Here is a 22,912-nt window from a genome sequence, read left to right as displayed (position 1 = left end):
TGTATGGTATGTTGATATTGCCTAAAGAGGTTGATTACCAGCAACAAAAAAAGCCCCGGAGGGCCGGGATAAAGCTAGCTATTTTTAATGGCAATACATATGATGCTGTTGCTTCAAAAAATTCTTTGTGAATTTATTTTGATCGCTTAATTGTTCACGAAGATGTAAGCGCCTTTCTTTTGGTTTTCTTTTTTTCATTTTTTCTGCTATCTCAAGTTGTGTATCGTAAATATGTTTTCCAGAAACACCTACTATTATTGGAAACATTATAATTACAGCTTTAAAAAGCAAAATAAAGACCCTTAATTTTTGCCATGGTGTAGCTTGTTTAATTGCTTCATGAAAAGCAAATTTTATTCCAGAATCGAAAATAATTATAGGCATAATAAACGGATGAATAAACAGTGTAAAACCCCGTACTCCTTTTAAATAGATTTTTATAAAGATGCCAAGAGCAAGTGTTAAATATAATATAATTAAAACATAAAGAAAGTTGTCGACTATCATACTTATCACCTCTTTTGATAAAAATTATGAGTTGAATTCATTTGCCCATTTTTTTGCGTTTTCTGCTGGATATTCACAAATAATCCAATCTAACAAAGTAATTATTACATTTACCATAAGTGCATACCAAACATATAATAAGCTAATATTTATATTTAGACTACGAAACGCAATAAAATCTTTACTTAATTGAATATGTAATTCGTTATTTAAAGTAATAATTTCAAAGACTCCTAAAATTCCAATGATAACCCAGAAAAAAGTTATACACAAACTAATTTTCTTAAAATATTTTCTTATTTTTTCTGATGGCTCAAATTTAAGATAGTCAACGCACAAAGGACTAACAAAAAATAATAATGAAACAAAAAAACTAGAACCTGCCGAATTCTTATATCCTAATAAAATCCAAGCAAGAAGCGTATAAATAAACCTGAACCCTAAATTAGCAATAAACCCAGGCTTATCAGGAGATTGATAAGCATACATACAGTATAAACAATATTCCTTTGTTTGTGTCTGTTCGCTTTCGTTATTAATTGTTACTGAACTTTGCATTTTCATATCCCTCTACTGAATATATTATCTGAATATATTATTCATTCTGTTTCAGTATATTCGCCAAAAAGCAGATAAATCCTTCATTTGATTTTCGTCAATATTCGACAAAATGCGCAGAAAAGCCGTTCTTTCTGCCGTCTGTCACGGAACAATAACTGGCACTGGTATAATCAGCTTCTCTGCATTCTTGCCGGGATCAGGCTGGCCTTGCTGGTCCAGCGGCGTTACCTGCACAGTAAATACTACAGGACTCCTGTTGCTCACAGTCGGCTTCAGCAGTACAAACACCTTATGCCCATCCACCTGCGCTGGTCCGCTGGCCAGCACGTTGCCGGCAGCATCTTTATACTCATAGGTAGCGGTTATAGAAAAATTGCTGCCATCCGCTGAAGTTATTTCAACTCCGACCTCCCGTTCTTCCCCGATTTGTATTACTCGGCCCATTCAATTCAGCTCCTTCCAGGTGTAACGGCTGGGTAGTTCTTTAGCGACATATCTATCCGGCAGCTCCTTGTAAATGTGCCGTTCCAGCATTTCGCGCCAGCTGTACGCTGGCGATTTCTTTTTGGGTACAAAAGCTATAATTGCTGGCGCCAAACTGCTTGCCAGAGCAGATATAATTGCGCCTTGCACCCATGCCTCGGCTTTGTTGAGAGGCAAAAATCCGTTTATCATGGCCTGCCCCGGGCCTGGGATAACCTCTGCCTGGCCGCTTGCAGCCACAGTGTTGACCAGAGCCCCTGCACCTGCCACTCCTGGCACCACTCCAGCATTTCCGCTTATTCCTGGAATGAGGGCACCTGCTACCAAATTGGCTGCAGCCCCGGCAATATTTGCCCCTCCGTTAGCACTAGCAGCGATTACTGCTGCGAGTGCGGTTGCTGCTGTTGTATTAATGCTTGCGTCAACTGACGGAGTTGTGTAGGTTATAATCAACTTTGGTCTCAAAGCTGTATCTGTAGTGTATTCTTTACTGGCAAAATCGCAGTAATTACTGTTACTTTCGGTGTCTTGTTTTAACAGGACACCGAAATTATTCCCGTTCGTTTTCCAGCCTTGCACTAAAACTGTTATATCAAAGTCCTGCCAGCCCACTGCGGAAATATTTTTTGCAGTTACTACTGAAGAATCAAAACCTGGGGCTGTATTCCAAGTGATTGTGCTTTCAGACCATGCGCTGGTAACCTTATGCAAATTAACCGTTTGTGAGCCAGATACGGTATAGGCGTACAGACTTAATGTGGCAGAAGTAATATCCCCAGTAATCCCGGAAATATCAAACTGTACCAGCCCTCGCCAAGGCACCCCATAGGCAGAGTTCCAGCCAACTCGAATAATTGAGGTAGCACCGTAGTTAGTTGTTGAGTTTCTCTGCCATATATACGCATCCTGGCTGGATGGTTGTAACGTAGTGGTCGGGTCAATCCGGGCAGGATAAGTGGCATTGGCCAGCCAGCTGGCGTCCGGTATCAGGACAATCTCATTGCCATCCAACTGCAACGTAACTGGGCCTACCTCTCCGCTTGCATCTAACGCAAATGGTGCAGGAATTCTACCTACCAGTTGCCCACCTGCTTCAAAAACTATTTCCTGGCCGAATTGCACCATGTTGCAGCCCTTAGGATATGCTGGTATGCGAAACTCTGCGGGATGGCCTGGGCCCTTCAGTACTATATCCGCTTTAATCCCAGTTGTACCGTTAGTATATTCCAGGTCGGCATTAGACCATGCTTCCGTTATTATCAGCTTACGCCCAGATATGGACCTGGTTCCGGCAGGTAATCTGTAATCAACATAAATTTTCGGTGCAAACCCAAAACGGATGTACCCAGGCAGGATACGCAAATTGTATCCTGCCCGCTTTACCTTGTGTCCAAATCCCGGCTCGTATTCCCAGTCCCCCACGATTTCCTGCCAACTATTTCCGTCATGGTAATGCACATCCCCGGAATATATGTGCGCCTCAATTTTCCCATCTGGCCGCAGATAGTGCTTGCTATTGCGGGTGCGTTTGCTAATTAGTTCTTGCATAGCGCATCACCGCTATCCAACAGTAATGGTAAATATACCTGCTGCATCCCATGCAATCGTAAAATTGCCGTTGGTACTGCTGACATCCTGCCCGAAGTCCACATAGCCCAGCAGCGGACTTGTAGCAGGGTTACCGGTATCGACATATAACACTGCATATCTTGCAGTGATTGTCGCACTAGGCCACGTAATATCAGCTGCATCCAGGATTATTTTATTGTTTACGGCATCATAGGTTATTGTTTTCGCTGTAAGCACTTGCCCACCAGCTGTATAACCAGTCCCGGTTACCTCGTTGGTTATGCTGCTTAAGTATACATGGTTATCCTGATCTGGCACATACGCGCTGCTGCACAGCATTACCTTTATGGCGTCAGTGTCCCAGTCAATTTCCTTGTTCAGGGCCTTCAACAGCGCCTGGCCATACCATTTACCTGTCGCCGGCATCTCCGCCGCCTCCTTTTATTGCTGCTTTAGCCAGGCCATAAACCCCGCTGGCGGTTGCAGCTGCAATTATCCCATCCCGGACCGCTGCGACAACGTCCCCGCCAAAAGCAAAGGCATTAGCAGCATTTAATGTAGCCCCGATACCTAAAACCAGCAGCCAGATCCAATGTTTTGGCACAGGTATGGTCTGCTTTATGCTTTCCACCAGCCCTACGGTCAGGGCCATTACTAACTCGATAGGTAACATATTATTTACCCCCTTTCAATTTTTCGGCCATCCGCATGATCAGTGTCCCAGCATAATCGCCCTCAACCAGCTTACCTTTCCTGGCATGATCAAGCCAGTATTGAGGGCTGTTAATAATGCCTTGGGCCTGTAATACCTTTACCGCCTCGACCAGCTGGTCCCCCGGTTTAGGCGCTGGCGGCTGCCCACGCCAGCGGCCAAGGGCCATTTCGGTCAGGGGGAAATGTTGCCCAGGGCAGGCAGTCTGCGCCCAGTATTTGTGACCATGAATAATGCGTATATTCGGCAGTTGCTGCTTGAGCCAATTAATAAGCCAGACGCCTGCATTAAATTGCGCGTCTGGCATTATAGTTTGCGTATGCTCGTAATCGCCTTGAAAGCCGATGCTGATTAGCTGCTCGTTATGACCCAGAACACCAGCGCCAACGTTAAACCCCCGGCCCTGATAAATGGTGCCGTCAAATGCCACCCAGAAATTATAACCGATCCCATTCCAGCCCCTGGCCTGGTGTGCCCGGTGCACATCCCAAAAGCCCCAATTAGGGTTTGCCATATGGTGCAAGGCAATGCCGATAACCGCCTTCTTGTCCAGCGGCTTTAAGTCGGCCGGGTCCTTCCAATTTATTTGCGGCGTAATAATTTTGTATTCCACCTTAGACCCCTCCTTTTAAAATGAGTGCCAAAAAAGCCCCGATAACGGCGCCAATGATGGTTTTGTATATCCAGCTTTTGTCTTGCTCCAGAATGACCAGCCGCCTCTCTAGCTCCGCTGCTTTACCCCGGGCGCAGTCCGACCCACAAAGAGGCACTATACTCAAGCGCTCCTCTATTCTTGCCATGCGTTGACTTATTTCATTCAGCCTATCAGTTATTTGTCTGATTTCCTGGTCCGACATCTCCCGGCCTCCTTCCAAGCAAAATAAAAAAGCCGCTATGCAATCGGCTTCGGATACCTGGCCTTTATAGCCAGTATTTTTTGTTTTAATTCATGCGCCTCCGTCCCGGCCGGCGGTTCAAGTAATTTCCAGAGAGCATCCAGTTGGTCGCCGATTGGAGGGTATTCCTGACGTCGCTTTTCAGCGTATTCATAAGGGTTAATTGGCGGCTTGGAATTTCTGACCTCTTGAAGGTGCTGAATAAGCTGCTCGGCAATAGCCCTGGCTTCTTCCTCAGTTTCGATGGGCTGATAACCTTCGACAAAAGGCTTAATATCCTGAGCAATAGTTGTTTCATCATCTTTTATAACCACGACATACCCTCTATCGGATTTTTTAACATTTACCTCCATTAACATCACCACCTATTCTATTGCAAACGATAATGATAAAGCGCACTATTTATCGCCATATAAAAATCAGTTTCAGTACAATAGCATGAATATCCCGACATCAAGTAAAATGGAGGAAATATCAACAATGTGTAATCTCCTGTTACAAAATCCCATAATAGTGTTGACCTATGCCGCGAATAATCTTCAGAGCCTGAAATTACAAAAAACCTGTTGTTGCCCATATAATTCCAGGCCATAACATGTGGTCCACCCATAAAATTTAACAGACTTTTGCTCACCACTTGATCATAACTACTATTAAATACTACTTTTGCCGGCATTCTGTAACCGGTATAGTCAAAGGCATATATTGTATTATTTGTAGCGTCAAAGTAAACCCCAGTGCTGGGGTCTCCATTATAAAAAGCCGTTGACATATTAATCGACGGATAAGTTGTAAAGGTGTTGCTTGTTATATTGTATATAACTACCCGCCCATAAGTGCTGGACGAACCAGAATAATAATCTATTGCCAGCAAAAGATTGTTGTAATCATAGCATATCCCATTAAAATACCCACTGCTTCCATAATATGACGACACACTCGCTAAATTTACCCAATTACCATCATAATGTTTCGCTATATATAGGATATTGCTTGATAAATATGCAATATATATCACGCCATCCTTTACTATTAGTTTTTGTACCCCTCCAGGCACATTACCAATAGTGCTATATGTGTAATCAGTCCGGTTTATTTTGTAAAGGGTAAGCCCGTAAATACCGTATATATAGTTATCGTCAACAAACAAATTGGACAAAGTAACCCCCAAATAACACACTTTTTTAAGCGGCTGAATAATACTCGCCGGGTTATTATTTATTTGGGCCAGCCCACTTAAATGCACCCCATCCACTGTATCCGCATCCAACCCGCTTCCTGGGCCGTCCACCGTTTGCAGCTGCGCCAGGATATTGCTGGCCCCGATCTGCGCAGCAGTAACATTATGCGGGTTGTCGGTGCGGTTTGCGTGGGCGTCCAGGGCCGCTTGACTTGCCGCTCCAATGTCGGCCGGAGTAAGTTGATCCGGCCCCCCTGTGGCATGTCTGCTCTTGTGTGCGGCCAGAGAAGCCAGGGTTATGTCAGGGTTATCGTACCAGTTTGCTTTACCCGTTATTGCCCTGACCCTGTTCGCCAGCCAGTCCAAAAATTGCCGCAAGCTGCCGCTGTTCCCCGTCGGTGCCTGGGCCGGGTCAATGGTCCTGGCGTTCTCCTCCACCGCCAGAATATTGCCCTCAATGCGGTTAAAATCAGAGGCCGTCGGGATGTTCCCGGCGGCCCAGTCAGTTTTAGGGTTCTGGTAGTTGTTCGGTGCGCTGCCCATTCAGCAATCACTCCCCATAATATCCATTAGGGTCAATGTATGGGTTTTCTGCAGTGCATTGCGCCCAATGTGCCTGCACCAATTGGCCCAGCGCCTCCTGGTCGGTATCCAGGCCGTAGTCGTACTCTTTCAGAGCCTGGAACTTGCCCCTGCAATAGCCACATTCCACAAAAGCATAACCTTCTAAAAACTGCGCCATTTTACTACACCTCCGAAGTGCTGCTAATTAGCTCAAAGCTGCCCTGGGCCGTTGCGCCATTTACATATTTTACACGCCAGTATCTGGCCAGCAATCGCACCGTCAGCGTGCGTGTTTCCCCGGCAGCAAGAGCAATGCTGTCCCCCACTGCCGACCGCCAAATGGTTCCGTCCCGGGACTGCTCAATGTATAAGGTCCCGGGCTGATCCGCATAGGCCCGGGCGATAGCAAAAGCTGGGTAATTGTTTCCGTCAGTACCCAGGTCCCGGGTGGAGCCGGTATAGGTTGCGCTGGCTGCTAATGCTGTTGTGCTGTCCGTGTAAACCGTTCGTCTATTTCGCATATAAGCAGACACACCGGCTGGAGCATAAACAGAAATGCTCTGCGAAGCCCCACCGCCGCCCCGACCTCCGGTAATTTCTGCCGTCAGTTCGCTGATGTCCTGTACCACCACTGCATCAATGTATAATGTGGTGCTACTGGCCGGCGCTGTGGATAGGTTCTTGGCCCGTATCTGGATATAGTACTCTTGCGTTAGGTCAGGGATTAAGCGAGTGCGGCAGCCGACATAACTTTTCGAGCTTGTGCTGTCAGCATATCTACTAACAAAATAAGTCTCATCCGGGAATAGCTCAATCTCGAAAATGGTATAACTTGCGGATGATAGGGTGGTCATCGATATTGCTCCGCCATAAGTGCCGGCATTAGCGACATTATGCTTACCGTTCGTGGCCGAAGTGCCGTCCAACAGCCACTGAGCCACCATATCCCCAGCCTCGTTAACTACCTCTAGGTAGAACTCCTGATTAGCTATGCGCTGCGAAAGATAAGCAATAAACCAGACCCGGAAAGGTATAGTAAACTTTTTGGTGCTGCGGATGATGGTCTCGGTGTTGGCCGTGGTCCCAGTCGCTATACTTAATACGCTGTTGGCCACGGATATGGTATGCCCGCTACCGGTCTGCACCACCTGCCAGTTTGTGTTCAGTCCAGTTCCAGGGAAGTCTTCCCGCCAGGGCTGCTGCAGGGTGCCTACAATTAACTGTTTTCCGTAACTGGTAACTTCCTCGAAGTCGTCCAGCACCGGGTTATATGCCTGTGGTATAGGACGCCCGTTAGCATCCAGTTTTAAGGTGTTATCTGCATAACTCAAAATCACAACCTCCTTGCACTTAGTTTCGCTCGCAAAGCCCCCGCAAACTCCAACTCCTGCTTTACAACAGCAAAGGGTTCCCAGGTCGTGCCCCCCTCGACATTAGCTACATCCCCTAATTCGAGCGCCGGGTTACCTCGCCACTCCAGCTCTATATCCCGCCTTGGATCCTTGAAGCTGGCCAGCAGCCGGTCTGCAATTTGCTGCGCCATCGTCAAGGTCTGTACCAGCGGATTGCCAGGATACACATAGCGAATAAGGCCATGTTCGGTAATGCTGTTATCATCCCGAGCGATGGCCTTCTGTTTGTTTGCCACCTCCAGCGGCTGGGCCGTAATGGTAATTATTACCTGTTCCCCCGTCGGCCCGCTGTTTTGCAGGGTCAGCTCTGCACCCCAGGCATAATACTGAGCTGCCGCTATAACCGTATTCGTTGCCCCTTGCAGTGCGGCCATAGCATTTATGCAGGGTGTTTTATTGTAATACGCAATAACCTGTACCTGCTGGCCCGGACCAACGTTTATCGGATCATTACTGCGATATACTTCTTCGGCACTTTTGGGCAGCAGCGGCTGCGTTTCTACTTCTACCAGGTTTGCGATTTGCCCCCATTTTGTGGGCCGGTCCAATTTATAATAATCATCCTTGCTAATGCTTAGCCCGACCTCTGCGCTGAAAAAGGGCAGTAGGTATTGACTGGCGCGTTGGTATATATATTCCATCGTTTCCAGCCGAACCACACCATCCCGGTCGCAATACACCTGGCCCAAACAAGCCTCCGCTACTTTCCGCAGGGCCTCCCGATGGCTCATGTCCCCCAGGTAGGCATACGGAATTGTATGTTCTGTCAGCGCCGGGTCAAGCCAATATTCCCCTGGCGTCAGCCCGCCATCTTGCAAGATCGCCTCCGCCATCTGGTATAGGGTTATGTTCTGCCAGACCTGGGTGCCCTTGAAGGTGCTTTTACTCAGCAGTTCCAGCCGGTCTCGGCCGGTGGTCTCCACATACACCTCATCCCTGGGCGCCTTCCAATCTCCGGACCAGAAGGTCCCCAGCGGCACCCATTCGGTGCCACCCTCCAGCGGTGCCCCCAGCCAGGCTCTTATTCGCCGGTTAGGTTTAAGCAGCTGATATAGCGGACTTTGTTTATTGTCTGCATCAAACTTCCGACTGGCATTATTCAGCTTGACAGTTATTTCGTTAGCACTTATGTTGCCCACTGGCAAACTGCTGTTTGATACTTCTCTTTCCTCCAGCAAATATATGCTGATAAGGTCCTCGCCCTCATAAATCTCGCTAATGCTGGTATAAAATTCGGTTATCTTGACCTGCCGCCCCGGATGGCTCCAGCGGCTTATTTCCAACTCCATTTTGTTTGCCTGGGTTACAGGCGCCCCCAGGGTTTTGGCCCAGTTTATCTGCGTGTTTCCAGTCACCTGTTCCGTGTACAATAAAGTCGTGCCATTATACAGCCGAATAGTAAAATCAGCCGGATATTCGCCCCGCTTGCTGTCCCCAACCACGGTCAGCCGGGTTATTGGCCGACCAAAAAAAGATACTGTCAGGGTCGGATAGGGCTGGCTAAAATAGCCCCCAGCATCGGCCAGCTGACTCCCCCACCAGCCCATCTGCATTAGCTCCTCTTCCCCCGGCCCTGGCGCCAAGGCAAAGGTGCCGTCCAGTACCCATGCCCCGTCCAGGGCCGCTATTTTTGCAAATGGTTCTGCTACGCCGTCTGCTGTTTGAGCAGGATAAGAAATATTCGCCTGCTCATTTGCTGTGCAGGTAATAGATTGATCCAGGAAGGGGTCCGTGTAGTCAACCTGCACCCTGCCCAGGACCCGTCGTTCCACCGCCGCCATAGCTTGCATAAACTCGTTGCTAACTTGCCGCATTATTGCTCCACCAGCCCTATGCTAACATCCCGCCAGTACCTAACGCCCCCGACGGTCTGCCAGGCGTTCTCTTTTATGTCACCCACATATACAGTTATGGTCTTTGTCCCGCCGCTCCCCTGTGGGTCAGGGTAAGTCAGGGTGTGGAATGTCTTGCTTTCCAGTTCATCCAGGATTGTTTTAAGTTTACTTTCCTCGATAAGGTTGTATTTAATCGTAACAGACCGCTTGATGGCGATAATCTCCATCATCATTTTACCAGCAGCGGTCCGCTCTGCCTTGCTAATGCGGTACTGCCCAACCTCAATGTCCGACGGGTCTGCGATCGCCCGCCCGTTAATTGTAACCAGCGCCATGCCATCACCCCCCTATGATTACGGTGCGGCCCAGCCGCTGGCTTTCCCGGGTCAGCGCCGGGAACAACGCCCGGCCGATGCGGTTGCCATCTATCTCAAGCACGATTTCCTGCTGCCGGTGCTCCCCGCTATTGCTTGCGCTGTGCATCCGCAAAGCGTCCCGGACTGCAACATATACTGCCTGTGCGATCTGGTCCGCAAAGGCGGCGCCCCGCGAACCGCTTAAGGGAACAACTGCCTCCGGGCCGGCTTCGCCAACCATCGCCAAAGTTGGCCCGGTGACAATACCGCCCTTGGCCAGGAAAGGAATTTTCGGAAGTTGTACTACCCCAACAGAAAAGCCTCCAAAGGACCGGCCGCCCGGCAGCGTGATTTTGGGAACGGTAAATTTAAGGCTGTTCCATACATCGATTAGCTTGTTGATAAAACCAATGATGCCATTTACAGCAGACTTTAGCACCCCGGTAATGCCGTCCCATTTGCTTTTAGTGGCCTGCTTTAAGCTGTCCCATAGCTCGCTAATGGTGTTTTTGGCGGCTGTCCATTTGTCCGCTACCCACTGGGTTGCTGCTGCTGTGCTGCTCTTTATTGTATCTGTCAGCGCCCCCCATTTTGACCCGGCCCAGGATTTGATATTGTCCCACGCCTGGGAGAGATAGTTTGCTATGGTGTTCCACTTCTCGACCGTCCCTGTTTTTAAGTCAGCCCATAACTGTCCAATGCCCGTAACAAGAGCTAAAAACTTCTGGGCTGCCCAGGATTTTATATTCTCCCAAGCCTGGCTCAGATAATTCCCAATTGCGTTCCAGGCGTTTATTGCGCCTGTTTTGATTTTCTCCCAGTCCTGGGCAATAGCATTAACGATTTCGTTAAATTTTGCGTCTGCCCATGCTTTGATATTTCCCCAAGTCTGGCTCAGCCAAGCAGTTAATTCGGACCATTTTTGCTTTGTCCAGGCACTGATTTCGTCCCAGTAAAAGTATATTACAACCGCCAACGCGATAACGGCTGCGATTAGCCACCCGATTGGACCGATTGCGGCTATCCAACTTGCTGCCATCCTTGCCACATATCCTACCACAGCCAATGCATAGCGCCCAAATAAACCTAATGCCCAGCTTATATCTAACAACCTTTTTACCAGCGGTATTTCAGCTATAAACTGCATTATTCTGCCCAGCGGCAGTAGCTTCCCGATAAAGCTGCCCACTTCGGCCGCAAGCTTAATAAATTTACCCAGCATTAATGCAGCCACAATATACCCGATCGCCTCCAGGATAGGTCTGGCCTTCTCCATTGCTGCTGCCAGCTCGTCCCACTTCTTTGCCAGCTCACCTATAGGGCCGGTAGCCTGACTCAGGTCCGGGATTTTTGGAGCTGCAATATTGGGAGCCGCTACCTGTGGCATCGCCATATTCGCCGCAGCTCCGCTAGCCGCCTCTGCCATGTCCTCCTGCAGGGTGTAAACCTGGTCAAAAGCCTGCAGGTTTTTGCCTGCTTTTTTGCCAGCCCCCTCGACCGCTTTGCCTAACTGTTGCTGCGATTGCGCTGCTTTTTGCCCAGCCCCGGCGATGGCTTGTTGTTGTTGCTTTATCTTGTTGCCTACTTCAGCTGTTTTATTGCTTGCTTGTCCCAGAGTGTTACTGTACGCAAATATACGATCTGCTACCCCGGCCAGGGGAGGAATAAGCAAGCTCAATATCCGTACCACAGACCCGATCACTCGCAGTATAAACACACCAACTGCAGCTATTCCGCCCCCAGCATCTCTCCACGCTTTGTAAATCAGGTAAGCGGTTGTAGCAATAGCAGCGCCCTGTAGCATAAACGGTCCGAGAGATGCTAGTAATGCTATAGCCGCTTTTGTTGCTAATAACAAGGCCGGGACCAAAGCACCCACTATAGCCCCAGCTAAGGCCACAACCAGTATTTTGGCCTCTGGGGAGAATGCCCCCATTATAGCCTCCCGCAAACTATGTCCCTCATTTTTAAGCTGCCTTATTCGTGCCGTTAGGTTGCCCAGCTCATTAGCCACCTGCTGCATAATGTCCTTAATGCCAAATGCATCAATTAGCTCCTGCCCGACAGAACGCATTATAAATATTAGCTGGTCTTTTATGGTACTCCATAAGCCCAGCATGGTCTTGCTTTGTTTATCCATCGCCCCGGCGAAACGCTTTTCCATGCCCGCCAGGATAGCATTTATTCCGGTAGCCCCGGATATTGCCCCCTTTTCTGCCAGCTTCATTGCTTCCGGGATACTTGTTCCAATAGCTCGGGCCAGCATTTCCCAGGCTGGTATCCCCAGTTCCGCCAACTGCATCATTTCCTCGGCCGATACCTTACCCTTGGCCTGCATCTGGCCAAGAGCCAACGTTACCCGGCTTATCTCTGCTTGCCCGCCGCCCAGGGCCGCTACTGCGTCCCCGATAGCGGTCATCATGGGGATAATCTGCTTTGCGCTAAAGCCAAAGGCCAGCAGTTTCCTGCTGGCCTCGGTTAGACCTTGCAGTTCAAAGGGGGTTCTGGCCGCAAAAGCATCCAAATCCTCCAGAAAGGCCTTCGCCTTCTCCCCGCTTCCTAACAGTGTAGTAAAAGCCATTTCCGTCTGTTCCCATTCGGCCGCCAGCTTAATGCCAAAACCAGCAGCCGCAGCTGCCGCAGCGCTAATAGCGCCAACAAAAGCAGCTGCAGCTGCGGAGGCTTCGCCGGCGCTGCTGGCTACCCTGTTTAGCTTTTCCTTGGCTTCATCTAACGCCCGATGGAAGTCCGATGTCCGGGCCGTCAAACGGACAAACAATTCGCCAACCTGTGCCATCCATTATCGCCTCCTCAGCCTGCTGGCCCTGGCTTTTTGCTCGGCCTTTTTATGCTCGGCTTCCCGCTCTTTGGCCTCCGCTGCGTAAAATGCTATCCATTCCACGAATTCCCGGGTGCTCATCTTTCGTTCCAGCTCCGCAACAGTCATGCCCAGGTCCCGGGCCAGCCGAAACGTGAAAACTTTTTCCCACTCATCAGGGTATCGCCTGGGGTCCTTAAACCCCAGGACGAAAGGATTTCATAGCCTCTTTTTGTGCTTCTTCGGTCAGTCCGGCCAGCTCCAGGATTTCCCGCAGAATACGGTCAATCGCTGCGGCAGATTTGTTTTTAAGCTGTTCTGCCTGATCCATGGTGATTGCTGGCTCCACCAAACAGCTGGCCAGCATGATTGTTTCCAGCTTGTCGGTGTCAATCTGGCCATTTGCAGTGCTGGCCTGCCGCCGCATAGCCTGCTGCTGTGCCTTAGTAAGTCCGCGAATTTTAACATAGCCATCCCATTCGGGCACAAACAATTCTTTTTCATCAAGATCTGGTTTATTGATAATATCCTCAAAAGCCAAATACTTACTCACAAATAAACCCCCTTATTAATTATTAAGCGGTTGTCCGAGTAACGGCACCGCTAACCTGGAATTCAGCGCTAAAGGTGCCGGCCTCATCAACGGCAGTCTCCGGATTGTAACTGGTCAAAATGCAGGTGCCGGTAAATTTCGGGTTGCCGGTCGTGGTGCCCTGCGGGTAGTATTCAAAAGTCCTGGTCATACCAAAGATGCCGCCCAGGGTGCTATCTACCATCGGGTCATACACACCCTCGATGCTGATAGTTGCATCGAGTAGGCCAGGGATATAACTTTTTGCGGTGCTGCCCAGGGTGGTGGTTTCAGACGTTTCCGCTTCCTGGCTAAATGAAATGCTGGTCAGATACTGGCTAATATCAGTCAGCGTGCCGCTGCTGTTCTGTACCTTGAATACCGCCTTGCTACCGTGTGCAAAAGCCATTTCTCATTCCTCCTTTACTTTCTCGCAAATGCAACATTGAAGGTAAAGCTCGGGCTCGTCCCGCTTATGGTCCAGGTAGCCCGCAAATACCGGTTCACGGTTCCGGTTACAACTACCCGCTGTGCATTGTTGCTTGCCGTAACAACAGCGAATGTGGCCAAATCCGCCCAGGTGATGCCGTCAGCGCTGTGTTGTATCTTAATTGTTGCCGACGGGCTAACGCCGCTAACTGCAGTTACCTGCAAATAAGCCACTCCACCGTTACTGCTTGCGGCACTGTTATCCACTTGCCCGCCGCTGCCGGTGCTGGTTCTGGTGGCCAGCTGGTGTAAAGACACTATATTATCCAGCCCTTTGCTCGACTGCGCTTCAGCAGTAACGCTAACTACATCATCAACCGGGCTTTCTACCTCATAGCTGGTAAAGTATGCCGCCAGCCCATAGCCCCGGGCCCCCAGCGCGTCTCCTTGCGGATAATAACACCAAGTGCTTTCGTTGCCAGCTCCCAGGGCCGCCTGTACCACATATTCGATTTCACCGACCGCTGGGGAATGTATCCCCTCGGCGCTAATGGTTGCATCTTGCAGGCCCGGGACATAGCTTTTGGCGGTACTGCCCAGGGTTGTGGCCTCAACTGCCTCCAGCTCTCCAGAAACACTAACGCTGGTAAGGCAAGGGGTCAGATCGTACCCGTTACAATATACTTTTGCCTTGCTGCCATGTTCAAACGCCATCAGGTCTCACCTCCCTCATCGGGTTCTGCTGGCCGGACAAGCCCCTGCTCTAACAGCCACTTTACACTTTTCCTGGGCAGATCATCTACAATCTCTCCCTCTTCAACCCGCTTGCCATTATATTCAAGACCAGTCATCGCCACATATTTCATCCGGCCACCTCCCTGCCAGTCCAAATTTCGATATTAAAAACAAACAACACCCGGCCAGTTTCGTCACGTTCCAGAAAAAAAGGCGGCTGCATGGCCTTTATCACCATTTCTCTGCCAGAAGGCGAAATTTTGTTCCCCTTGCCTCCGTCGTCCAGCAGGCTAAAAATTCTCCATGCTCTGTTATAAGCATCCTCATATCCTAAAGCTCGAATTATTACCTGAGCGGTGGCTTTTACAGCAGGAATAGGAAGTGTTTGTTTAAATCCCCCGGTAGGATAAATTGCCACAGCTCCATCCGGATCTACCGGTAACTGCCCCAGGAAAATATTAATGCCGACGGTCCCTTCGCCGCCGGCCTGTATCAGGTCCGCAATATCACGAATCAGCATATGTGCCCCTCCTTACTTCAGGGCTTCACTTATTCCTTTCGCAATTATCCTTTTATAGGTCTCATAGTTTTCTTTGTAGGGGTCCTCCAGGTATTTAGCTTTACCGCCTTTTGGGTGATTAAAGTGCAGCGATTCATGCTGTACAATAGCATATGGCAAATTATACCCAACTCTAATACTAGCTTTCCCTTTCCTTTTCGTCAACTTACTTACATTACAGTTTGCCCTCAAATCACCCGTGTCCACAGGTGCCTGTTCAGCACTTTTCCTTTGCAGATCAGCCGCACAAATACGCAAAGCCTCTTCTGTTTTTCTGTCAACCTTTTTAGCTATAAATTGCCCTTCCCATTTCAGATCTTTGCCCATTGAAATTCACCTACTTACAGTAAGCAACCCTGTACATTATGGCTCCGTTCAAATCTACTGATTCAGTCACGGATACAATTTCCCATCTTCGGCTAGCATATTCAATTTTATCCCCTGGCTTAACCTCTTCCAGGCAAAAGAAACGGGCCTCGGAGACTACCTCCTGGCCCCTGCTATCCCTTATTACTTTTATTCGGTTCTCCCATCTTACGTTGATGGCCAAGCTGCTAAAAAGCGATTCCCCGAATTCATTCTGCCCGGTTTTTTTTAGCAATATCGCTGACTGCCTTAAGTATTCCTTTACCATATTGGCACCGCCCCGGCAATATATGGCTTTAGCAGTTCTAATGCTTCTCTGCTAAGTAACTTTAAGCTGGCTCGATATTCTTCACTGACATCCCCAAAACTTACCCGCACCACATTTTGTTCCTGAGCATTCGTTCTGGCATTATTCCCAAATTTTAATAGTGCTAGTGCTTCTTCGCATGTAGCTGCCTTTACCTCCGGGCTTATTTCTTCTTCCTGCGTAAATCCGAAAGTTGCTTGTCTTGTCCAGGCAAACTCTCTGGGGAATTCCAGCAACTGTGCCGGATCTGCCTTTTTGCCAATAAAGGGCAATCTGTTTATCCGTTTCGTCGCCGTTATCAATGCCTTTTCCTTGGTGTAACTGTCTGCATTTTCCCATTCTTCGCAGAAAAGTTTCCCGGCAAAGTATTCCTCCGCCTCGCTCAGGGTTACATAGCTGTTGATTCCTACCTGCAAGGCCATAAAACATCACCCCTTCTAGTTTTTGCCGGGAGATTTCTTCTTCAATTGTGCTTTTTCCTGCTCTGTCTGTAATTTTTTTTCATTTTCCTGCTGTTGTCTTTGCAGCTCTAGCTCTCGTCTTTTTCGGTTAAATGCCGTAACACTCATTTTACCACCTCATTTAAAAAGGGAGGCAGGATTAACCTGCCCCCGCTTAGATCTTGTGAATGAACGCGACCATGCGAATTGCTTTGGGTTCATAAACCCGCTGCCAGTTGGTACCTGTTTCAAGTTCGGCATTGCTGGGGCTGGAACCAGCAGGAGTTCCTACCCACTTGACACCGCGCGGGTGCAGAATAAAGGTTCGGCGGTTAATTAGGTAGTCCTCGCCAGCCAGGCTGTCCCGGTCAGTCTCTGTGGGAACGAATCCTACAGGATTGCCTTCGCCGTAAGCAATAGCACCAGCACCAAAAATATAGGTTGTGTACACTCCGGCAGAGGCTGGACAGCTGTCGTCAACAATTACCCGCTTGCCCATATAGGTAGGCACCTGCGGGCTGGCAGTAGACGGCTGAATGTACTGAATTAAATTCTGCTTCGCCAGGGCTGCCTCAACAGCGGAGTGCATAATCACAGCGGTCAGTTGGTCTTTGGCGTCGCCCAGAAGCTGTACAGCGTCGATGAAGCTGGATGCGGAAATCTTCTCCGCCCCGCCGGTCAGGCCAGAAATATCCAGCTTATTGCTGTTCATGCTGGCCGAAGCGAATACGCCTTTCAGAACGGAAATCAAAGTGGCCTGGTAACGGCGCGCCCAGTAACTGGCCACAAGATCGCCGATTACTCGCATCGGATCATCACCGGCAAGGTTGGCAGCCAGGTCGTTGGCGCCCCAGGCCTTGCCTCGACGCAGAATAGTTGCAACATCCTGGTCAGTACCGATTTTGCCAGGAGTTAAGGCCCCGGTATCAGACAGCACTTCATCTGCGCCAGTAAGGTCGGTCCAGTAGGGCATATTGATAGTTTTAGCTCCACTGGAAGCCAGCCGGTCAAATTCAGCAGTTCTCTGCACGATTCCACTTCCAAAGATTGCGGACAGTTCCATTGTTTTTTGCACTACATACGGGTTAAACACCTCAGGAATAATTACATCAGCAATTTTGGTGGTCACGGTTCATCATCCTCCCTTTCGTTACTTTATCCCCGCTTCAGCCATAAGTTTTTGAGCCAAAGCAGGATTTTCCCTGAGAATCTTACCTTGCAAAGTAAGGTTAAAAGTATCTTTGTGCCAGGGATTTTGCATCCCGCTGCTGGTTGTTGTAGGATTGGTTCCTCCGCCAATAGGCTTTGAAGCTATGCCCAGGAGTTTCTTGAGCGTCTCTGCATCCCGCCTAATCGCCTGTTCATCCTCGCCAAAAATTCTCCCGGCCAGGTCCAGTGGCAAGCCCAGTTCGGTCAATACCTTTACCTTGGTTGCCTGTATTTGCGCTTCTTTGGCCTCTCGCTCTTTTTCTTGCAGGATCCGCTCATATTCCTGGAGCTTGGCCTGCAGCTTTTCCTGCTCCGTCATCTGGGCTTCCTTGAGTTTCTGCAATTCCTCAGCCGCTTTTTTAAGTTCGGCGTAGTCTTTGTATTTTTCTCTCTCCCGCTTGAGGCGCTCGGCGATGATTCGCTCGATGTCCTCCTGCGTAAAGGTTTTAGGTTCCGCCTGTTGATTGTTCTGTGCGTCCTGCCCGGCGTCAGCAGGATTGATATTGGTATTGTTGAAATCATCCATAAAAAAACTACCTCCTTCTAATTTCCGTGCTTAACCGGCGCACGTTGCCGTAGTTTAGGCATAACAAAACCACCCTTGCATTTTAGCTTGGGTGGTTTTCACTGCTCTTTTATTCTCCATGTTACCCTCTCTATCTGGTCAGGAGAAATCTCCTCAACTTCACCCTCGTCTTCCGGGAACTCAACCAGGTATCCGAGAGGATCTTTCCCAACGTAAACGACAGTACCTTCTCTGCCATCTTTCAGTAAAACTACATCGTGTTCCTCCACAATCATTTTCATCACCTCTTATCAACATAGATGGTTGTTAATCTTGGTCTCCCAGTCTCTTTTTCGATAAGCCAACCTGTAACAACTGGTGCTGTCTTGCCATTCGGGCCTGTTAGTTCCATCCTTACCTCATACTTGTCGCCATACTTCGTTTTGCCCTTATAGACCGCAGGGTATTTGGATAAATTTGCTTTTACATCCTCTATTAACTGCCGATAGTTAATTTTATTATACCCCAGCGCTTTCTCAAATGCTATAGCCTTGTCACGCCCGCCCTTGGCATGTTCCATATTTAGCGCGTAACCAAGTAGTTTATTCTCAGGAATATGGGCGTTTTCTGGCGTTATTATACCGAACCTGGCATTTTCTTTAAGCCAGTCCTGATAATGCTTCAAAATTGCAGCATCCTGGCCTCTGGGCTTTTGCCCAGCCTTCTCGTATGACCGTTGCAACTGTCGGGCCGCTTTCAATTTATCTTCCAGCGGTGCGACCTCGTTATAAAGCACTTCTCTTGCCCTTTTCCGGTTAGTAGCGATTGTCACCGCATCCCGCATTTCTTTGTAAGCTTGCTTTTCTTCTTCGCTTCGTGGGTCTTTGATAAGCGAAGTATTGCTGTATTTTTGTACCTTATCTGCTTCCGGATCCAGCTCTCTCACATAAGGATGTAAGGAATGCCGACAATTCGGATGAATTGGCGGTCTATATCTATCTTCAAGCTTTGGATAACGTTTATCTTGGCCGGAGATACTAAATACCTTACCCTGGAGCGGAGCACATTTTTCGCAGGTCGGATAATGCGTCGTTATCTTCACCAAATCAAGTCCCGCTTCCCGGCAGGTGTTTATCGTGGCCGCGCTGGCCGCTTCCCTGGTAGTCGTTCTGGCCACCATCTCAGCATAGCTATCTAACCGCCACTTTCTCCCCAGCTTATCCACGAAAGCTGTTTGCCCCTGGTCGAGCAGCCGCTGGATCAACCTCTGTTTCATGTCATCAATCGTAGTCCCGCTGGCCATTTTACGGCCAGCTTCCTCAAGTGCAATGCGTCTGAATTCATCGTCAATCCGCCGGCCTATGAACTGAAAGGAGTCGTGCATACTCATGATCATACTGGAAGCTATTGCATTTATGGCCCGCTGGTGGATCTGGGTAAAGTTTGGATCAACTTTAGTTACGATATCTAAACCTTGCAGATACGTCCTTGTTTCCGCACTGGCCTTTGTATATACCTGACCAACTACCTGCTCAACCCATTCCTTTGTTTCGGTATCAAGTTGCTGCAGTATCTCGTATACTTCCTTAAGCAGGTCTCGCCAATACCTCACCGCTTGCTTTTTGGCCTCTTTTTCAATTATCCGGCGCAAAATCTCTTCAAATCCCCAGCGATAAAGCTGTATCAGTTGCTGGATCAGCTTTTCTTCATCCAACTGCGGCATTATTCTTCACCGCCTGTACTAGTTTCAGGCGTTATCGGTTTTGTTTGTGGTATCGCCGGTTTAAATATCAGCGGCACCTGTGTGTTTGCCTCAGCAGCTATCCGCATAAGTTCTTCTCTCAAAGTGTCTGCTTCAAACTGGAATAGTCGCCGTATTGCAGTTTCCCGGCTTTCCAGCCCGTTTTGTACCAGTATGGAATGAACTTCCGCTTGCTCTTTATCATCCTGCGGTAAGCCGTCATTCCACGTTATCTCGATATTCTCCAGCTTCACCGCTCCCGGCTTGCCCTGAGCTACTTCCAGCTCAGAAGCAAGTCGCAGGACTTTTTTCAGTGCTGGATCAAAGCGCATACGGATGCGGTTTACCTTGGCGAGCGGAGCCATCATCAGCCGACGTAGTGCGCTCCCACTTTCGGCAAGCCCGCTTTTAAGCTGGCCAAATGCCGCTGCGCTGGTTTCGCTCAAAATATAGAGTTGCTCCATCAGCAGATCAATTTGCCTGAATGCCGCTTCAAGCTGGCCATCCCAGGTGACGTATCCCGGCGGTTTCTCGTCAGGTCCTACCGGGAAGTATTTACCGCCACCTCTGAACGTCAACTGCCCCGTCTGCGGGTCTTTCTCCAGCGCCGTATCTGGGCCGTACATATTTGGGTCGGCATGCTTGTCCAGGATGCGGCTTATTTGTGCTACCCTTATCTCCAACTCCTGAATAATGCTGTCCAGGTCGGAGTAGTCATCCATGCCAGTTACCCGGTCAGAAGTAAGGATATTGTTTACTGGCACAATGAGGAAATCATCAACACCAGTGCTTACCTCTTCCCGATCCTGTTCCGCTGCTATCATCCCATCACGGAGCAAATATAAGGCGGAGGTGATTTTCCCCCGCTCGTGTATTTCGGCTTTGAGGTAGGTTTGCTTTCGAGTACCAAAAAGCCCCTTTTCCTCAACGTCGTAAGTGTAAGCCAAAACGTGGGCTACAATCTCCTTTACATTGTCCGTCTTTACTACAGGAAACCATACTGCCGGTTGCTGAGCCTCGATAATTGCCCGACCGTCATAGCGGATTTTGTAGAGCCCTACCCCAAAACGACTTGTATCTAAAACTACCTCATAAGACACATTATGGAGCTGGTTTTCCCTGATTAACCGTTCTAGGTTCTGCTGTTCCGAACTATTCCTATCACCAGCGCTAATTCTCGGCGGCTCTCCCAGCAGTAAATCAGCCCATAGTATGCTCAACCGCTTATGCCAGTTCAGAATTATCTCAAGTGTTGCCGCCTGGTCGCTCCGGAGCAGTTTAATCCACTGCGAATAAACCTGATCGTGCTTACCCTCGAATAATTTGCGGTTGTTGTCGTATAAGGTCAATCTTTCTAATTCCGTCGGAGGCGGCCATTTCTGGCCAATCGCCAGGAAATCTAAACTTGTAAGCAAAGTCATCACCAACCTTTTGGTTTATCTACCACCGTTCTATTTCGTTCAACCATGTCATTTTCTAACGCATATCTAACAGCATCAATGCTATGGTTGTTTTTATCGGGGAAATCGGCTTTGAAATTGCCGTTGTTATCTTTTTCTAACTCGTAATTCAAAAACTCCCTGGCTGTATTCGGGCATCTTTCCGGGTCTACCACTATCTCTTCTAAATCCTGCAAAAACTTAATACCAAATTCGACGCTTCCTGGACCTTTCTTGGCACCATATACTTTCAATCCATAACTCTTTAACTCTGCAATTGATTTTGGCTCTGCACTATCAGCGGTAATTAGAGAATTCAATTTGTTTTCCTCCTTGATTAATTCAGCCAAGCGTCGATTTGATAATCCAACTTGGTGAATCTCATAAAAAATAAAAAGCCGCCTGCGAGTGCGATCATAATGGCAAACTGTATAGTGAACGGGATCTATCGCATAACCCCAGTCAATCCCCCGGCGGATGCGGTCAAATGCTTTTATTTCGTCATCGGTAATTTTTCGAATTGTGATGTTACTGAATATTTCCCCACCAGTTCCGGTAACTTCCCCTAAATACTCATGCCGGTAAGCTTTCTCGTTAATCCGTCTTAAATGCTCTGCTTCAATAAAAAACTGTTCCCCAAGCCATTCACGAGGAACAGTCAAATACGTGCTATGATGTATCTTTCTGTCTGCTCTTTCAATTAAAACTTCTTCATTTACCCAGCTCCGTACTGAATTTGGCGGGTTATAGGTATAAAAAACACAAAACTGTTGCCCGCCCCTCATTAAGGACTGGTTTATTACCCGGATTTCTTCTATGCCATTGAATTCGTCTACTTCTTCATACCAAATAAACTTCACATATCCACGACTAACCTTGATTGATTTGATTTTTTTCGGCTTATCAGCCCCGCGGAATAAAATCTTTTGCCCTGTCGGGAGATAAGTTAATTCCATCGGGTTATGTTTAATATCCCAATACTCAGTAACTTTTAGCTTCTCGATTGCCCAAACTAATTGCTCGAATACGCTATCTTTGATTGTTTCTTTGACCTTTCGCAGGGCCACTGCATTGGCGTCAGGGTCCTTCATAAGACCAAGGATTATTTCCAAACTAACGAAGGACGATTTAGTCGAGCCACGGCCACCTTTTAACCAGTAATGAGTGTAGCGGTTGTTCTTTATGTCTTGATGTACTTCGTAAAACGACGGCGCTATCAAATCGCTAAGCTTAATCTTCATCGCTATCATCTGCCTTGATGTCATCAACAATTACGACGCCCATGTTGCCGCTAACGTTGACCTTTTCGGTAAACAGTGCATATCTTTTTCCTAAAAGCTCCGCTGCTTTTACCCGATCCTTTGTGCTTGGTGCTTTCTTTTCTTTAACCGGGCCACTTTCAGTAAAGCCAACTACTTCTTCGGTTTCTTGACCGCGCATAACTCGAGTGAGGAATTCTAACACTTCGTCCTGGGAGGCAATACGCTCGGATTCCTTTTGCTTCATTCTTTCCTCGATGTATTTGCGAACCTTAACATTTCTTAACATTCTACTTGCAGCCGCATTAGCGGCATCTTCACTTTTAACCTTATAACCTGCTCTTTTATAACTTTCAGTAGCATTTAGCGTCTCAATGTAATAATCACAAAACGCTTTCTGTTTTTCCGTAAGTTTCACATCACCTCACCTGCCTCACATTTTTGGACATGAAAAAAGAG

The 22,912-nt window shown here is 48.3% G+C and carries 31 protein-coding genes; all 31 read right to left on the bottom strand.

The genetic code is table 11. From position 1 onward, the window contains the following. Positions 1–84: 84 nt before the first annotated feature. The 31 genes from B5D20_RS08035 to B5D20_RS07895 all read right to left on the bottom strand — a co-directional run bounded on the left by B5D20_RS08035 (position 85) and on the right by B5D20_RS07895 (position 22,871). Positions 85–507 carry a hypothetical protein gene (locus tag B5D20_RS08035; RefSeq protein ID WP_078665720.1) on the bottom strand — a complete coding sequence of 141 codons (423 nt, stop codon included), beginning with the start codon at positions 505–507 and terminating at the stop codon, positions 85–87. A gap of 24 nt (positions 508–531) precedes the next feature. Further along, positions 532–1,065: a hypothetical protein gene (locus tag B5D20_RS08030; protein ID WP_078665719.1), complete on the bottom strand. Its 534-nt coding sequence runs from the start codon at positions 1,063–1,065 to the stop codon at positions 532–534. Between the two features lie 144 nt (positions 1,066–1,209). Beyond that, positions 1,210–1,512 carry a hypothetical protein gene (locus B5D20_RS08025; protein ID WP_078665718.1) on the bottom strand — a complete coding sequence of 101 codons (303 nt, stop codon included), beginning with the start codon at positions 1,510–1,512 and terminating at the stop codon, positions 1,210–1,212. Continuing rightward, positions 1,513–3,099 (bottom strand): DNRLRE domain-containing protein, encoded by a 1,587-nt coding sequence (locus tag B5D20_RS08020; protein ID WP_078665717.1) that lies wholly within the window; start codon positions 3,097–3,099, stop codon positions 1,513–1,515. A gap of 12 nt (positions 3,100–3,111) precedes the next feature. Beyond that, positions 3,112–3,546, bottom strand: coding sequence for a hypothetical protein (locus B5D20_RS08015; protein WP_078665716.1), 435 nt, complete (start codon positions 3,544–3,546; stop codon positions 3,112–3,114). Continuing rightward, on the bottom strand, positions 3,530–3,793 hold the full coding sequence (locus tag B5D20_RS08010; RefSeq protein WP_078665715.1) for a hypothetical protein: 264 nt from the start codon (positions 3,791–3,793) through the stop codon (positions 3,530–3,532). Before B5D20_RS08010 ends, B5D20_RS08015 begins: the two co-directional genes overlap by 17 nt. 1 nt (position 3,794) lies before the next feature. After that, positions 3,795–4,445: a peptidoglycan recognition protein family protein gene (locus B5D20_RS08005; protein WP_078665714.1), complete on the bottom strand. Its 651-nt coding sequence runs from the start codon at positions 4,443–4,445 to the stop codon at positions 3,795–3,797. A 1-nt stretch (position 4,446) separates the two neighbouring features. Continuing rightward, entirely contained in the window at positions 4,447–4,689 is a 243-nt protein-coding gene (locus tag B5D20_RS08000; RefSeq protein WP_078665713.1) for a hypothetical protein, read from the bottom strand. A 35-nt stretch (positions 4,690–4,724) separates the two neighbouring features. Further along, on the bottom strand, positions 4,725–5,081 hold the full coding sequence (locus B5D20_RS07995) for a DUF4907 domain-containing protein (RefSeq protein ID WP_078665712.1): 357 nt from the start codon (positions 5,079–5,081) through the stop codon (positions 4,725–4,727). A 17-nt stretch (positions 5,082–5,098) separates the two neighbouring features. Beyond that, on the bottom strand, positions 5,099–6,451 hold the full coding sequence (locus B5D20_RS07990; protein ID WP_078665711.1) for a hypothetical protein: 1,353 nt from the start codon (positions 6,449–6,451) through the stop codon (positions 5,099–5,101). Between the two features lie 7 nt (positions 6,452–6,458). Continuing rightward, positions 6,459–6,650: a hypothetical protein gene (locus B5D20_RS07985; protein WP_078665710.1), complete on the bottom strand. Its 192-nt coding sequence runs from the start codon at positions 6,648–6,650 to the stop codon at positions 6,459–6,461. A gap of 4 nt (positions 6,651–6,654) precedes the next feature. Then, entirely contained in the window at positions 6,655–7,803 is a 1,149-nt protein-coding gene (locus B5D20_RS07980) for a hypothetical protein (protein WP_078665709.1), read from the bottom strand. Positions 7,804–7,805: 2 nt separating this feature from the next. After that, the gene (locus tag B5D20_RS07975) at positions 7,806–9,698 is read right to left on the bottom strand and encodes a hypothetical protein (RefSeq protein ID WP_078665708.1); all 1,893 of its coding nucleotides are present in this window, start codon (positions 9,696–9,698) and stop codon (positions 7,806–7,808) included. Further along, positions 9,698–10,054 carry a hypothetical protein gene (locus B5D20_RS07970; protein ID WP_078665707.1) on the bottom strand — a complete coding sequence of 119 codons (357 nt, stop codon included), beginning with the start codon at positions 10,052–10,054 and terminating at the stop codon, positions 9,698–9,700. Before B5D20_RS07970 ends, B5D20_RS07975 begins: the two co-directional genes overlap by 1 nt. Before the next feature lie 4 nt (positions 10,055–10,058). Then, the gene (locus B5D20_RS07965; RefSeq protein WP_078665706.1) at positions 10,059–12,872 is read right to left on the bottom strand and encodes a tape measure protein; all 2,814 of its coding nucleotides are present in this window, start codon (positions 12,870–12,872) and stop codon (positions 10,059–10,061) included. Positions 12,873–12,875: 3 nt separating this feature from the next. Beyond that, on the bottom strand, positions 12,876–13,022 hold the full coding sequence (locus B5D20_RS13895) for a hypothetical protein (RefSeq protein ID WP_159071963.1): 147 nt from the start codon (positions 13,020–13,022) through the stop codon (positions 12,876–12,878). A 67-nt stretch (positions 13,023–13,089) separates the two neighbouring features. Then, on the bottom strand, positions 13,090–13,446 hold the full coding sequence (locus tag B5D20_RS07960) for a hypothetical protein (protein ID WP_078665705.1): 357 nt from the start codon (positions 13,444–13,446) through the stop codon (positions 13,090–13,092). 22 nt (positions 13,447–13,468) lie between these two features. Continuing rightward, positions 13,469–13,873, bottom strand: coding sequence for a phage tail tube protein (locus B5D20_RS07955; protein ID WP_078665704.1), 405 nt, complete (start codon positions 13,871–13,873; stop codon positions 13,469–13,471). 14 nt (positions 13,874–13,887) lie between these two features. Then, on the bottom strand, positions 13,888–14,607 hold the full coding sequence (locus B5D20_RS07950) for a hypothetical protein (RefSeq protein ID WP_078665703.1): 720 nt from the start codon (positions 14,605–14,607) through the stop codon (positions 13,888–13,890). Next, complete coding sequence (locus B5D20_RS13890) at positions 14,607–14,759, bottom strand: hypothetical protein (RefSeq protein ID WP_159071964.1); 153 nt, start codon at positions 14,757–14,759, stop codon at positions 14,607–14,609. The genes B5D20_RS07950 and B5D20_RS13890 overlap by 1 nt, the downstream gene beginning before the upstream one ends. Then, positions 14,756–15,148 (bottom strand): minor capsid protein, encoded by a 393-nt coding sequence (locus B5D20_RS07945; protein ID WP_078665702.1) that lies wholly within the window; start codon positions 15,146–15,148, stop codon positions 14,756–14,758. The genes B5D20_RS13890 and B5D20_RS07945 overlap by 4 nt, the downstream gene beginning before the upstream one ends. Before the next feature lie 12 nt (positions 15,149–15,160). Then, positions 15,161–15,514 (bottom strand): HK97 gp10 family phage protein, encoded by a 354-nt coding sequence (locus B5D20_RS07940; RefSeq protein WP_200803483.1) that lies wholly within the window; start codon positions 15,512–15,514, stop codon positions 15,161–15,163. 300 nt (positions 15,515–15,814) lie between these two features. After that, a complete protein-coding gene (locus B5D20_RS07930) occupies positions 15,815–16,282 on the bottom strand; it encodes a DnaT-like ssDNA-binding protein (protein ID WP_078665699.1) in 468 nt (155 codons plus the stop codon). Between the two features lie 15 nt (positions 16,283–16,297). After that, on the bottom strand, positions 16,298–16,429 hold the full coding sequence (locus tag B5D20_RS14210) for a hypothetical protein (protein WP_278308374.1): 132 nt from the start codon (positions 16,427–16,429) through the stop codon (positions 16,298–16,300). Positions 16,430–16,475: 46 nt separating this feature from the next. After that, entirely contained in the window at positions 16,476–17,429 is a 954-nt protein-coding gene (locus tag B5D20_RS07925) for a major capsid protein (protein WP_078665698.1), read from the bottom strand. A 21-nt stretch (positions 17,430–17,450) separates the two neighbouring features. Continuing rightward, positions 17,451–18,035, bottom strand: coding sequence for a capsid assembly scaffolding protein Gp46 family protein (locus B5D20_RS07920; RefSeq protein ID WP_078665697.1), 585 nt, complete (start codon positions 18,033–18,035; stop codon positions 17,451–17,453). Between the two features lie 98 nt (positions 18,036–18,133). Then, complete coding sequence (locus B5D20_RS07915) at positions 18,134–18,310, bottom strand: DUF4926 domain-containing protein (RefSeq protein ID WP_107753931.1); 177 nt, start codon at positions 18,308–18,310, stop codon at positions 18,134–18,136. Positions 18,311–18,315: 5 nt separating this feature from the next. Then, positions 18,316–19,737, bottom strand: a complete 1,422-nt coding sequence (locus B5D20_RS07910; protein ID WP_078665695.1) for a phage minor capsid protein — start codon at positions 19,735–19,737, stop codon at positions 18,316–18,318. Next, on the bottom strand, positions 19,737–21,176 hold the full coding sequence (locus tag B5D20_RS07905; protein ID WP_078665694.1) for a phage portal protein: 1,440 nt from the start codon (positions 21,174–21,176) through the stop codon (positions 19,737–19,739). Before B5D20_RS07905 ends, B5D20_RS07910 begins: the two co-directional genes overlap by 1 nt. Further along, complete coding sequence (locus B5D20_RS07900; RefSeq protein ID WP_078665693.1) at positions 21,176–22,444, bottom strand: PBSX family phage terminase large subunit; 1,269 nt, start codon at positions 22,442–22,444, stop codon at positions 21,176–21,178. Before B5D20_RS07900 ends, B5D20_RS07905 begins: the two co-directional genes overlap by 1 nt. Then, positions 22,425–22,871: a terminase small subunit gene (locus B5D20_RS07895; protein WP_078665692.1), complete on the bottom strand. Its 447-nt coding sequence runs from the start codon at positions 22,869–22,871 to the stop codon at positions 22,425–22,427. The genes B5D20_RS07900 and B5D20_RS07895 overlap by 20 nt, the downstream gene beginning before the upstream one ends. Positions 22,872–22,912 lie beyond the last annotated feature (41 nt).

It is taken from the genome of Carboxydocella sporoproducens DSM 16521 (assembly GCF_900167165.1).
In the GTDB taxonomy this organism is placed as follows: domain Bacteria; phylum Bacillota.
Note: the sequence above shows the minus strand (reverse complement) of the source record. Positions and strands in the feature narration are given on the sequence as shown.